Origin of the sequence: Halobellus rufus, assembly GCF_000739575.1 — an archaeon.
In the GTDB taxonomy this organism is placed as follows: Archaea; Halobacteriota; Halobacteria; order Halobacteriales; family Haloferacaceae; genus Haloquadratum; species Haloquadratum rufum.
In genome coordinates, this window is sequence record NZ_BBJO01000002.1 from 106163 (window position 1) to 118587 (window position 12425).

Below are 12425 nucleotides of genomic sequence, written 5' to 3' on the forward strand. Positions count from 1 at the left end.
ATAATACCTATTAACACACACTTAGAAGGGGCATCCGAATGTCTCGTCCAACGATCGTCATCGGGATCGGGCAAGCCGGGTGTCGCATGCTGGAGTCGGTTCACTCTCTCGTCCACGAGGAGGGCAACCAAGACGCGTTTCAGTTCTTCACTATCGATTCGAGTAGCAGCGACCTGACGGAGGAAACGCCGCAAGTCGGGCAGAACGTCACGCGGATTCACCTCGACAAGCCCGACGAGAAGTGGTTCAATCAGGAACACAGACACGACTATCGCTATCTCGGCGAGCAGTTCTCGCTGAAGACCGAGGAGGGGACGGGTCGGACCCGCCCGGTCTCACGCTATCACGTCGAGTGGAGCCAGAACCACGACAAGGTGCGCAATCAACTGCGGGACGGAATCCAGTCGTTCGTCTCCGACACGAAAATCGATCGCGACACCAACTCCTCGTACTATCAGATCTGGCTCCTGAACTCCCTCGGCGGCGGGACGGGAAGCGGCGCGTTCCCGATCATCGCGGCGCTCGTCCAGAGCATCACCGAACCGATGAGCGAGGACTTCCTCCTCAACGGTGTGGGCTCCCTGCCCCGCCTGGTCGGACTGCAGGACGATCAGTTCCCGCCGTACGGGCGAAAGGTCCTCTATGCGAACGCCTACGCGGCGCTCGCGGAACTCAGAGAACTCATCAACGACCGGGACGACCCGCACTGGTCGCCCCCGCTCATCGACGTGCAGTCAGACGTGCTCAATCCAGGCGAGGACGGGCTGGAGATCGACGGGACGCTCTTCGATAAGTACTGGCTCATCGGGTTCTCCGAGGAGAACAGCGAACAGCTCGCCTACCGCCGGCGGATGAATCGAATCGCGGCGAACGGCATCTACTATCTGGCGAACAAAGATCAGCCGGAGGACTTCCCGTACTACGACAACTACGACGAGGAGCCCCTCGCGGCGATCACCTCCGCGGAACTGCGATTCCCGACAGAGGAGGCTCGGGAGTTCGTCGAGGCCAAGCGACGGATCGACGAGGTCCAGGCCGAGGCCCAGCAACTGGACGAAGAGATCTCCCACCACGAGGAGACGGTCGATTACCTCACCGAGGCCCGGCGAATCACGCTCGATCCGGTGGAAGGCGTCCCCGACGGCCTCGAACACCTCGACCACGACTTGCTGGAGGAGTGCGCTCAGGCCCCGAGCGACGTCAACATCTCCGATCGACTGGAGGAAGAGGTCAGTATCGTCGGAAACAGCGTCGACCGATCCGACGTCGACGAGGTCGTCGACGACGTTCTCGAGACCGCGCGCTCGAACCTCCGGGACCACGCCCGCTCGCCGAAGTACGGGGAGCCGTTCGAGGCCGACGACGTCGTCGACCGCTTCTACACCGAGGCGCTCGACAGACACCTGAAACGGCGGGTGAAGAATCACGAGTTCAAAGCGAAAGTCGAGGAGATCTGGGACCACCCCAAGTGGAACGACGAGATCCAGTCGCGGTTCCCCAAGCAGTTCCGGTCGCTCGACACGCAACCGGCCGACGCGAAGTGGGAGAACGCGGTCGAGGAGTTCATCAAGGAGTACGGCTCCGAACTGGAAAACGAGCGTGACAGCACGATCCGGCCGGTCAAGCGGTGGAAACTGAACAACGAGATCGACGAACTCGGCGCGTACTACGACACCCTCCCGGACAAATACGAGCAGTACAAGAAGCTCACCGTGCTGCAGAACGTCGTCAGCAGCCGGTTCCAGGGGGCGAGCGAGTCGATCGGCGACGCCAAAACTGACGGGCTCGAACACCCCCGCGACGGGCTCATCCGAACGAAACGGCGCGAGAAGGCGGACAAGGAAGACGAACTGGAGACCCTCGAGAAGCGGTACGACAACGTCCGTGACTCCCTCCGGAGCGGCGACCGCACGCAGGGGTATTTCAAACCCGCGCTGCAGGACGTCGACCGGCTGCGAGAGGCGGATCTCTACCGGATCCTCGACGTCGACGCGCTCGTCGACGCGGAGTTGGTGACCGAAGCGGAACTCGAGGAAGCGGGGATCGAATCGGACGCGAACGTCGAAAAGCTCCGACGCCACGGGCTGCTGTCCGAGGCGGACATCGCGGAACTGACAGACGAGATGGTGCTGGAGTGGCCCAGCATCGCGGACATGGTCCAGAAGGACATCGTCGAGTCCGACGAGGTCGCCCGCAAGCTCTCTGCGCTTTTGAACTCCAGCGCCGTGGCCGACGATCCCGTCCAGGACGAGAAACACGTCGAGGCGTACGCCGACAAGATCGTCGGCTCGATGATGAGCCGCGACAACGAGGAGGACTTCCCCGTCGTCAACGACATCATGTCTCTGGAGATCGAGGGACAGAACAACGTCCATCAGGTGGTGATCGACGAGTTCGACCACCAGGTCGGCGAGAGCGTCGCCATCGCCGACGGCCTCTCCGTCCGGTTCGTCACGTGGTTTATGCCGGTGACGCTCGAGAACACCAGCGAGTTCGGGACGATCGATATGGTGTTCACCGACGCGAATCAGGACACGGAACAGGAACTCGGAGCGGGATACACCGACGAGGAGATCGCGAAATCGTTCGCGTACCCCGAACTGTTCACCGACGGCCCGATCGCCGAACGGCTGAAACAGCTCGATCGAAAGTAAGAGAGGAGAGACGTCCGGCAGGCGACCGTTCGCCGTGCTTAATCGAACCGACCGCCGCCGCCACCGCCACTGCCACCACTTCCGCCGTCGCCTCCGCTACCGCCGATGCCGCCCCGGTTTTTCTCCCACCAGCGGAAGACCGCCAACAGCGGGATCAAAACGAGCAGCCCGACGCTCGCGTAGGTTATCAACTGCCGGTTCCGGAGGTCGCCCTCCAGATTACTGACTTCCCGTTGGGACTGCTGGAGGGCGAAATACTCCGAGTTCGAGAGATTCGCGCTGACCTCACGCGTGTCCGAGAGCCGCTGGCCGCGCTGGGTGTATTCGATGGTGACCGTCGCGACCGTCAGGTTCTCCTCGCGAATCGTCTTCGGGTAGGCGTCGAAGGAGATCACGAACTGCTCGCCCTGGTTGATCTGACTCACCGTGTACTCTCCCTGTCCCAAGTAATCGACCTCCGCGTCCGCTCTCGCGGGTTCGAGAGACTCCGAGAACGTCCGAAAGTCCAGTACGCCCCGGTCGGTCGCGTCGACCTCGATTTCGACGTCGTCGATCTGCGCGTCGTCGGGACCGATCGTAACGGTCGCTTCGATGGTCTGATCGTCGGCCTCGACGCCACTGTACGTGGTGTCGGCGTCCATCGTCACGTTCGCGACGACCGGCGTAGAGAGAAGTCCGATCCCGACGAGGACAACGACACCGAGCGTGAGTTTTCGCCCGAAGAACTCCGAGAGCATAGCCCCACATTCTGTGGTGGTTTATATAAAATTGATTGACTGTCGTACACGTATGAAAACCGTCACGACGATGGGCGCGCCCCGTCGGCCGCCCCACGCCGTCGTCGGTCGCTCCGCTACTATATTATGAGACGGGTTCCGAGTATCGGTATGGTCAGTCGCGGATCGATCGAGTCGACGACGAGCCTCCTCCGTCTCGCGGTTGCGGCGGTGGTCTGCGTTTTGCTCGGGTGGCAGGCATCGTTTTCGGCGATCCCGCTTTTCGCGCCATATCTCCTGTACGAAGCGGTCGCCTTCGGGTGGCCGCGACTGTCGCGCAGCGGCCGATACGCCGCCGCGTCTGTCGCCGTCGTGACGCTCGCCGCCGTGGCAGTCGCGTTCCGCGAGGCGCTGTTGATCGGCGTTGGACTGGCCGTGGGCTTCGTCGTGGTCTTGGAGGCCGCTCCGATCGAACGAACGCTTCGAGCGCTGTTGACTTCCGATTCGGAGGATTCGACCGCGGACAGCCGATTCGGGTCTCCGACTCGTGACCGACGAACGAGGCAGTTCGCGATCGACGCCGCCGGCGCTTCGCGGGACGTCGAGGGGCGTAGCTGTCCCGACTGTGGTGCCGATTTCGACCGGTTGCTCGTCGGAGCCCGTTGCCCGAACTGCGGGACCGCTGCCGTCGGGAGCGATTCGTGACCGCGCGGGGTGACCCCTCTCCCAGCAAACATTTATTTATCGAAATCCGCTACTTCCGAGCGGGTGATCCACGATGAAGGGTCCTTAACGCAGCCGAACGAACCACCATCGGCCAGTGTTACGGTCGTTCTTACAGTGTCGAACTGAGATTCCTTGACACTCACCGGTCGATCGACCGAGTCAGCGTGAACACGAAGAGAGCGATGAGGAACGCGCCCAAGAACCCCTCCAGCGGCGCGAGCAGTCGAATGCTGGGGTCGGTGACCGGCGTTGCTCCTCCGAGCAGCAGCGTCACGAACGACTCGGTGCTCAAGATCAGGTAGCCGATCGGACTGTCGTACGGCTGTTCGGGAAGCAGCAGCGCGAACACCAGACTGAACACCCCGATGATCCCGAGTGACCACATAACCACGTACCCCGGCCGTTCACCGTAGCCCGACGCGACCGACAGCGTCACGTTGCCGAACCACCGTCTGAGAAGCCCCGCCTTGTTCCGTATCCCGACCGCCAGGAACTGGTCTCCGTATTTTCGGCGTCGGTACCGCAGTTCTTTGATGAAGAACTCCGCTGCCGCTTTCGTCGCTCCCACCTGCTTCGCCCCGTTTTTGGCTTTCAGATACGTGTTTTCGACGTCCGCAGGCGAGAGAGCCTCGAACGCGTCGTCGTTCACGCAGTTGTGGATTGTCCAGTTCGTCGCGGAGAAGAGGCTGTTGTGGTTCCCGAAGTCGAACCCGTCGAACGACGTGTTCTTGAACCGGAAATACTGGAGCGTGTCCGCCCCGTCGACGGCTTCGAGCGTCACTTCGCCGAGTTCGGCGTCCTCCAGATCGTAGAGGAACCACCCCTCGTTCGGATGAGCCAGATAGCCGCTCTGTACGACGCTCTCGGACAGATCGACCGTCAGATTCTCCCGAGAGTGACTGCCACCCGCGACGATCAGTTCGCCGAAGCTCGCCTCCCGCAGCGAGAGCGTCGAGTGCAACGTCGTCTCGGCGAACGTGACCGTCTCGCGGGCGATCGCGCCGTCGAAGTTGAACCGCCCGCCGAACTGGCCCCCGCGAAACGTGACGTCGTCCGAGAACACGGTCTGAGTGAAATGTGCGTCGCCGCCGACAGCGATCTCGTCGAAGTACCCCGCGTTCTGGACGACGTCGTTGAAGTGCAACTCGTCTCTCACCTCCGTGTATTTCAGGTAGGTGTTGCCCTCGATCGTCGAGCGCTCGTACTGAACCAACCCGTCGACTTCGACGCGGGAGAAGCCGAGCGTGCCCCTGACCTCGACGTCTTCGAACCAGGCGTTTCCGTCGACGACCGCCCCGGAGAAGTTGGCGTCCTTCTCGAACACGCTCCGCCGGCAGTAGACGTCGCCGTCGAAACGCGAGGTGAGAAACGAGGCGTTCTGCTCGAACTTCGAGTCCGAAAACGTCGTCTCGCCACCGAAATAGACCGGTTGCAGTTCCGCGTGGCCGAGGAACTGCGTCTCCGAGAAGTCCGCGCCGCGGGCGAAGATGGTGTCGCTGAAGTCGGCTTCGTCCTCGAAGGTGGCCCCAGCGAACTGAGCGCGGGCACCGCCGACCCCGCTCTGACGGAACAGCAACCGCGACTCGAACGTCGTCGCGTCGAAGTCGACCCCTTCGCCGATCACCGTCCGAACGACCCAGCAGTTGTTGTGAAACCGCGACCGCTCGAACTGCGCCCGCCCGGCGACGTCGACGCGGGAGAACCCCATCGCGCCGCCGACGGAGAGGTCCTCGAACAGGCCGTGTCCGCCGATTTCTGCCCCCGACAGATCGAAATCAGCCTCGAAATCCGCCCGTTGGAACTCCAGGTTGTCCTCGAAGACGGACTCGAGAAACATCGCATCGCGCTCGAAAAGCGCGTTGGTGAACAGTGCGGGCCCCCCCACGTGAACCGACGAGAAGGAGACGATGCCGCGGAACTGCGTCCGGGAGAAGTCCACCCCCTCAGCGAACGTTGCCCCCTCGAAATCGATCTCGTCTTCGAACGTCACGCCGGGAAAACAGCCCTGGTCACCGGTGACAACGGTCTTCGAGAACATCACGCTCGAATCGAAGCGGGCACCGTCGAGGTGGATGCCGTCGCCGATCTCAGCGCGCACCAGCCAGCAGTTCCCTCCGAACCGCGCGCGTTCGAGTTGGAGTTGTCCATCGATGCGGGTTCGCGACAGACTCGTGGTCCCGTCGACGACGAGGTCTTCGAGCCAAACGTTCTGTGTCACCGCTGCGCCCGAAAAGTCGAGGTCGCCGTCGAACCTCGCGTGGTGGCCGGAGATCTCCCCGTTGAACTCCGTCGAGATGAACGAGGTGTCCGCCTCGAACCCCGCCGTCGTGAACGTTACGTCTCCGTCGATCACGGCCTCGTCGAACCGCACGTGATCGCCGAACTGACCGTTCGAGAGGTCGACGGCCCCCCGAAATTGCGCCCCCGTCGCGATCATCTCGTCTTCGATCGTGACGTCGTGGCCTGCGAGGCTACCTTCGACGACGGTCGCGTCCAGAGAGACGGCCTGTCTGAGGGTCGCATTCGCGACGTCGACGTCCCCGTGGACCCGCAAACACCGAAAGTCGATAGGGTGGTTGTGATCGAGGTCGATCGACGCGCTGCCCAGGTCGATCCCGGTCAATCGGGCGCCGAAAAAGCGTGGCGTGTACTCCACGATCGGTGAATCGCTGGCGAAGATAGCCTCGATCAGCGCCTCCCGTTCGGCGTCTGGATCCGTCTCCGCCGGTGAGAGATGAAAGTGACAGCGATCGTATCCCGCCGCGGCGTCGTGATGACAGGACCACTCGTCCGGAACGTCCGGTGGGACTTCCTCGAGGCCGTGATCAGATTTCCACTCCGAGGATCGAAAAACGTAGGAACACGTTCCGTCTGAATCGGCGGCCATCGGTATACCCAAGCCCCAGCGAAAACCTTGAATGTTGGGATCACGACAAGTCGCGAACCATCCGGACTGATTCAAAGCGTATTCCGACAACTGTCCTTCAACAGGAGCGGTGATTCGGGTTGCTCTGATCGCCGTACTTGACGGAACGTACCTGCTCAGTTATACTCGATTCACCGTTCGGACTGCCGGGCATTAGCAGGCCTATCGGCAATTTTATTACGTAATGCGAAAACCGTCACGTATGCCGAAATGGTCGGGTGAGTGCCCCGCGTGCTCGGCCGAATGGCGGCGAACGGAAGACGAGCGAGAGGGGTACATCAAACTCTCAGACTGGACGCTGGAGTGTGAGGAGTGCGGCACTATCGAGAACGTGAAATGAAGGCCGGTCGTTAGCCCACCAATCAGTTCTATGACTTGTAGGTATTAAAACAGGATGGTCCAATTCGATTTCACGCGTCGGACCCGTGATTGTCAATCAGCGCTCGTAGACGTCGGTGCCGACGCCGCGATCGTCTCTCCCAGCCCGGATATGGAGTACCTCACTGGGTTCACCGACGAGCCCGACCGACGGTTGCTGTTTCTCGTCGTGTTGGCCACGGGGGAGTCCGTCTTTATCGTCCCCGAGATGTACCGAGAGCAGATCGCCGACGCGACGGAGGTCGAGGACGTCCGGACGTGGCCGTGGCGATCGCCGGAGACGGCGATGGACCTCGTCGAGGCCCTTCTGAGCGAGCACGACCTCCGCGACGGGACGCTCCTGTTGGAGGACCGAATGTGGGCGACGTTCGTCGGGCAGTTCCACGCGTACTTCCCAGATGCGACGTTCGGGCTCGCGAGTGACGTCCTCGAGGACCTACGTATCCGCAAAACGGACGAGGAACTACGCGCCCTCGAGGAGGCGGGGTCCCTCTCGGACGAAGTCGCCGAAGAGATTCGTGGACTCGGCGCTGACGTCGTCGGGATGACCGAACGGGAACTCGCGTTCGAGATCAAAACGCGACTCCGGGACCACGGATCGACGGGCGTCGCGTTCGAGCCGATGGTCGGAGCCGGTCCGAACAGCGCGAAACCGCACCACCGACACAGCGACCGAGTGATACGGGAAGGCGACCCCGTTATGATGGATTTCGGGGGTATCGTGGACGGCTACTTGGGAGATCAAACGCGAACGCTCGTGTTCGGCGGCGAGCCCCCGGCGGAGTTCGAGGACGTCCACGAAACCGTCCTCGAAGCTCACGAACGCGGGGTCGACGCCGTTGCACCCAGGGTCACCGCAGAGACGGTCGACGAGGCCGCCAGGGAAGTCATCGAAGCGGCCGGGTACGGCGATGCGTACTACCACCGGACGGGGCACGGAGTCGGCCTCGAACTGCACGAACCCCCGTTCCTCAAGCCGAACAACGACCGGGAACTCGAACCCGGGATGGTCTGCAGCGTCGAACCGGGCGTGTACCTCGCCGGGCGGTTCGGGGTCCGCATCGAGGACCTCGTCGTCGTCACCGAATCCGGGTGTGAACGGATAAACGACACGCCGAGGACGTGGGAGCCGTAGCGCGGCCGTTCGGCCGCAGTGGCTCGGTTGAGATCCTCACCATCCGACGATGCATCCGCTCATCGTGGACCATCTCCGAGCGGAGTGGCCCCGAGTCGTCGCTCGGAGTTCGACGCCGGCGGGGGTCTCTCACCGTCGTCGGGACGAGTCGTTGCCGCTCACAATCACCACCGCCCGAAGGTAGATCTAAACAGAGGTTCACTCGATTTATCACATTCACTTTTCGGGTGAAATCCGGGGTTGATCCGCAGTGAGCGCGACTGTTCATCCGGGAGAGTGCCTCTGACAGTACGGGGGTAGCAAATCCCTCGTCACAGATCTCCCTTGGGCGGAATATACTCTCAGTACAGTTAACGACACTTCGAGCCGTTGCTCTCGTGGGTCCCGAATTTCCGTCCTCGGACGTTGTCCTCACCCACGTATACAGGACGCGTCCTTTGGATGGATACAGCCGCACGCGATACACGTGACGATCAAAGCGACCGCTCCCGTCGCTCCAGTATCTCAAGCTATCCTTGACGTTCACTGTACCACCGAGAAAACGCACGACACACTGCTCGGCTGGCAGGTCGCCTCCCGCAACGCAGGCTACCTGGCTAGCCTCGCCGCCGACAAAGGCTACGATTGGATAGATTTACGCGAGAAATTACCTGAAGAGGACGTGAGACCGCTGATTACGTATCGCATCTTCAGGTCCATCGACCACGCGCATAACGCGCGGGTCGATGGGCCTCATACCGCCAACGATCGATGTGTGAGACCGTTCTCTCGTCGATTAAGCGCACGCACGGCGACGCCGCGCGTGCGCGAACCTGGTTACCTCGAATTCCGTGAACTCGTCGTGAACTGTGTCGTTCACAACATCCGGCAAGCGGTGAAACCGTGAAACCAAGCGCAGTATGGCGATTCTTCTGAGCTGACCAAAGTAGAATTCTGATGCCTTTGCCAATCGCCCGCCTCAGCGAATCTACCGAGTAGATAGACTTGGAGTATGTGGAGCGAGAGCGGACACCCCACAAGGTTATAGAAAAGCGTTCGCCACTGCTTGGCGCATATATAATTTATAGATATAATATAATAATATGATAACTTGGGAGGATAGCGAAGGCAGATCGCGGTTCAAAACTGAATCCGGAAAGCCGACTTGATTCTGTTTTCCACGTATACTATTCCGGTTGTAGGAGAATTTTATCACCGAGTTCATCGAGAAATATGACGTCTTAGGCGCTGTAATTTTTGTTAATGATGCAGACGATCTGATTGGCTGGTTCCGATAAGAACATCTCAGCTACCGCGTGCACCAGTACGAATTCAGAAACTCAGTAGAATATCTAATTTATAAGATATTTTATATTTATATCGATTCTAAAACTATTTGACTAACAAAGCCCGGCGGTGTTTAGATAAGGATTGAAAGGTGAGTCGCAAACACAACGTCGATTTCAAATACGAACGACATAGAAATCGGAACAGTGTCGAACGTGTCTTTCGTAGGGTAAAACGCAGAACTATCACCTTTCAAACTATTTCAGCAACGCCAAAGCAGAAACTGCCGGCGAGTGGTTGAGATCGTTCGCTTTCGCATAGAATCAGCTTTATTTTGAACACCATCGGCACCTCAACGGCGATAGCGGTTGTATCGGATTATCTTTTCTGGAGGCGATCGACTCGACCGGATCGCCAGACTCGTCGAGTACTTCGCCGATTACGCGGACTACCACGTCGTGGCACTGCTGCCCGAGGACGCCCAAGCGCTCGACGACGACTTTACCCACGTCACCCACATTTGATCCATCGTCTGCCCGGCTCGTTGCCGGTTGCACCGGTCGGTTCCTCGTCGCCCGGTCAGATAATATCGAGTTCTCGACCAACCTCCTCGTAGACTCGTAAGGCCTCATTGAGGTCTGCTTCGGTGAGCCCGACGTTTATTTGATTACGGATCCGCGCCTCCCCGCGTGGAACCATCGGGTAGACGATCGAGAGGGCGAAAACGCCCTTCTCAAACAGTCGCTCGGCGAACTCCTTGGCTGTCTTGCTGTCTCCGATCATCACTGGAATTATCGGTGTTTCACTCGCTCCCGTATCGAATCCCAGATCCTCCAGTTCGGACAGGAAGTACTCGCGCTTGCTCCACAGGTCCTGGACGCGTTCGGGTTCTTCGTCGATGATCTCGAGAGCGCGCTTGTTTGCAGCGGCGACGGCGGGGGGATAGCCAGCGCTCAGCAACCACGTCCTCGACGTGTTGTACGCGAAATCCACGACGCGTTGATCGCCAGCGAGCATTCCGCCGAACCCGCCACAGGCCTTCGAGAAACTACCCATCTGAAAGTCGATCTCTTCTTCGAGACCGAACTCGCCTGTGATGCCGTGGCCATCGCCCAGAACCCCTTCACCGTGACAGTCGTCGACGTACGTCATCGCCTGATACTCCTCGGCGAGGCGGTGAATCTCGTCGAGTTTTGCCACGTCGCCGTCCATCGAGAAGACCCCGTCGGTCACCACGACAATTCGATTGTAATCACTGCGCGCCGACCGTAGAACCCGTTCGAGGTCGGACATATCTGAATGTTCGTACACGAGAGAATCAGCAGGGGAAAGTCGGATTCCGTCGATGATGCTTCCGTGATTGTATTCGTCGGAGACGTACACGTCGCCGTCGTCTAACAACTGCGGGAGCAGGCCAGCGTTCACCGAGAACCCGGTTTGATAAGACAATCCACACTCCGTTCCTTTGAATTCAGCGATAGCCGTGTGGAGTTCGTCCTGGAGTTCGGTGTACCCTGCGATCGACCAGTCGGATCCCGCACCGACGCCGAATCTCTCGATCGCGTCCACGGCCGCCTCCCGGAGACGGGCATCATTCGCCAGATCGAGGTAGTTGTTCGAGGCGAGCATAATGACCTCTCGCCCCTCGACTATCGGCCTCGCTTGGGATGCCGTCTCTAGTTGTTTGAGCGGCCACGTTTCTCCCCGTTCGTTCATCTCCTCGTACTTCCTGCGCAGGTATGCGGTTTTGTTTCGTGCCATTAGTTTATTGGTAGTGTTTGTTTCGGTTGTGTTGCTGATATGGGTTCCTCGGCCCTCGATCACGGGAAGGGAAACAGAGGTTGACACACAGACCGATATTTCGCCACCGACCGATCACCAACACCCGGTGAATCCGTTCGGTGCCCTGCTCGAGGAGTACTCATTCGGCCCCCCGCTGGAGGTTCTGAACCATCTCGTCGACGACCGATACCGAGATACCGCTGGTGGGGCCGTGAGCGGAAGTGGAGCCGTTCGGCGAAATCGCGCTCCAGCGGCGTTCGATCCGGCGCTCGCGAGTGAACGCGCGATGAACGAATGCTGAGCGAATCGCCCGCTGCCCAACATATTGGTCAAACGCTCATCCCGATAGCGACCGACGCTCGAATATGGCGATCAGAGACGGACTTCCGGAGGAACTGCCGACGATCGACGACAGCCTGACGAGGGCGTTTCTCGTCTTCACCGCCGTTCCGACGGTGCTCGGTGCGGCGCATCACGTCGATCACGTCATCCGCGGGAACCACGTCGGCTGGCCGATCACGCCGGAGGTGAACCCCTTCACGTACAGCCTCGCGATCTACCCGCTGCTCGCGATCGGGCTCTCTCTGACGCTGACGAACCGCGTGGGCGCGAGGTTCTGGGCCGGGTTCTTCGCGTTCAGTACCGGGATGCTCGCGTACTTCCACGTCAGCCCGTGGGCCGTCGAGCCGCCGCGGGACGTGATCCTCCCCTACGCCGATCCGGTGCTGGGGTATCTCGCCTTCGGGGTCCTCCTCGCGCTCATCGCCTCGGTCGCCGCCGGATCTGTCTACGGGGCCGTGCTGTGGTACCGACACGACTCCCGACAGTCTTAGTCGTAGAGG

The 12425-nt window shown here is 60.4% G+C and carries 9 protein-coding genes and 2 pseudogenes; 8 read left to right on the forward strand and 3 right to left on the reverse strand.

From position 1 onward, the window contains the following. Positions 1-38 precede the first annotated feature (38 nt). Entirely contained in the window at positions 39-2654 is a 2616-nt protein-coding gene (locus tag ACP99_RS01120) for a tubulin-like doman-containing protein (protein ID WP_081927019.1), read from the forward strand. A 38-nt stretch (positions 2655-2692) separates the two neighbouring features. On the opposite strand, the gene ACP99_RS01125 is transcribed toward ACP99_RS01120, so the two are convergent. Next, positions 2693-3391 carry a hypothetical protein gene (locus tag ACP99_RS01125; protein ID WP_049984831.1) on the reverse strand — a complete coding sequence of 233 codons (699 nt, stop codon included), beginning with the start codon at positions 3389-3391 and terminating at the stop codon, positions 2693-2695. A 150-nt stretch (positions 3392-3541) separates the two neighbouring features. On the opposite strand from ACP99_RS01125, the gene ACP99_RS01130 reads away from it, so the two are divergent. Continuing rightward, positions 3542-4075: a hypothetical protein gene (locus ACP99_RS01130; protein ID WP_049984832.1), complete on the forward strand. Its 534-nt coding sequence runs from the start codon at positions 3542-3544 to the stop codon at positions 4073-4075. A gap of 160 nt (positions 4076-4235) precedes the next feature. Here ACP99_RS01130 and ACP99_RS01135 read toward each other — a convergent pair whose 3' ends face one another. Next, positions 4236-6983 (reverse strand): pentapeptide repeat-containing protein, encoded by a 2748-nt coding sequence (locus ACP99_RS01135; protein WP_049984833.1) that lies wholly within the window; start codon positions 6981-6983, stop codon positions 4236-4238. A 241-nt stretch (positions 6984-7224) separates the two neighbouring features. On the opposite strand from ACP99_RS01135, the gene ACP99_RS19780 reads away from it, so the two are divergent. The 5 genes and pseudogenes from ACP99_RS19780 (at position 7225) to ACP99_RS20315 (ending at position 10325) form a co-directional block, all read left to right on the forward strand. After that, positions 7225-7362, forward strand: coding sequence for a hypothetical protein (locus tag ACP99_RS19780; protein WP_156105571.1), 138 nt, complete (start codon positions 7225-7227; stop codon positions 7360-7362). 54 nt (positions 7363-7416) lie between these two features. Continuing rightward, the gene (locus ACP99_RS01140; RefSeq protein WP_049984834.1) at positions 7417-8535 is read left to right on the forward strand and encodes a M24 family metallopeptidase; all 1119 of its coding nucleotides are present in this window, start codon (positions 7417-7419) and stop codon (positions 8533-8535) included. Between the two features lie 469 nt (positions 8536-9004). Next, positions 9005-9421 (forward strand): annotated as a pseudogene (locus tag ACP99_RS18870) (transposase); the annotation flags it as partial. A gap of 537 nt (positions 9422-9958) precedes the next feature. Beyond that, positions 9959-10122, forward strand: a pseudogene (locus ACP99_RS18875) (IS6 family transposase); the annotation flags it as partial. 47 nt (positions 10123-10169) lie between these two features. Next, positions 10170-10325 (forward strand): hypothetical protein, encoded by a 156-nt coding sequence (locus ACP99_RS20315; protein WP_197052327.1) that lies wholly within the window; start codon positions 10170-10172, stop codon positions 10323-10325. Between the two features lie 55 nt (positions 10326-10380). On the opposite strand, the gene ACP99_RS01145 is transcribed toward ACP99_RS20315, so the two are convergent. Then, entirely contained in the window at positions 10381-11625 is a 1245-nt protein-coding gene (locus ACP99_RS01145) for an aminotransferase class I/II-fold pyridoxal phosphate-dependent enzyme (RefSeq protein WP_197052320.1), read from the reverse strand. 323 nt (positions 11626-11948) lie between these two features. Between ACP99_RS01145 and ACP99_RS01155 the strand changes: the two genes are divergently transcribed. Further along, positions 11949-12416 (forward strand): hypothetical protein, encoded by a 468-nt coding sequence (locus ACP99_RS01155; protein WP_049984837.1) that lies wholly within the window; start codon positions 11949-11951, stop codon positions 12414-12416. Positions 12417-12425: the final 9 nt, after the last annotated feature.

What these genes read in the sequence shown, in the direction of transcription:
- ACP99_RS01120 (WP_081927019.1), top strand. Translation starts at nt 39, where the DNA reads ATGTCTCGTCCAACGATCGTCATCGGGATCGGGCAAGCCGGGTGTCGC.
- ACP99_RS01125 (WP_049984831.1), bottom strand. Translation starts at nt 3,391, where the DNA reads ATGCTCTCGGAGTTCTTCGGGCGAAAACTCACGCTCGGTGTCGTTGTC.
- ACP99_RS01130 (WP_049984832.1), top strand. Translation starts at nt 3,542, where the DNA reads ATGGTCAGTCGCGGATCGATCGAGTCGACGACGAGCCTCCTCCGTCTC.
- ACP99_RS01135 (WP_049984833.1), bottom strand. Translation starts at nt 6,983, where the DNA reads ATGGCCGCCGATTCAGACGGAACGTGTTCCTACGTTTTTCGATCCTCG.
- ACP99_RS19780 (WP_156105571.1), top strand. Translation starts at nt 7,225, where the DNA reads ATGCCGAAATGGTCGGGTGAGTGCCCCGCGTGCTCGGCCGAATGGCGG.
- ACP99_RS01140 (WP_049984834.1), top strand. Translation starts at nt 7,417, where the DNA reads ATGGTCCAATTCGATTTCACGCGTCGGACCCGTGATTGTCAATCAGCG.
- ACP99_RS01155 (WP_049984837.1), top strand. Translation starts at nt 11,949, where the DNA reads ATGGCGATCAGAGACGGACTTCCGGAGGAACTGCCGACGATCGACGAC.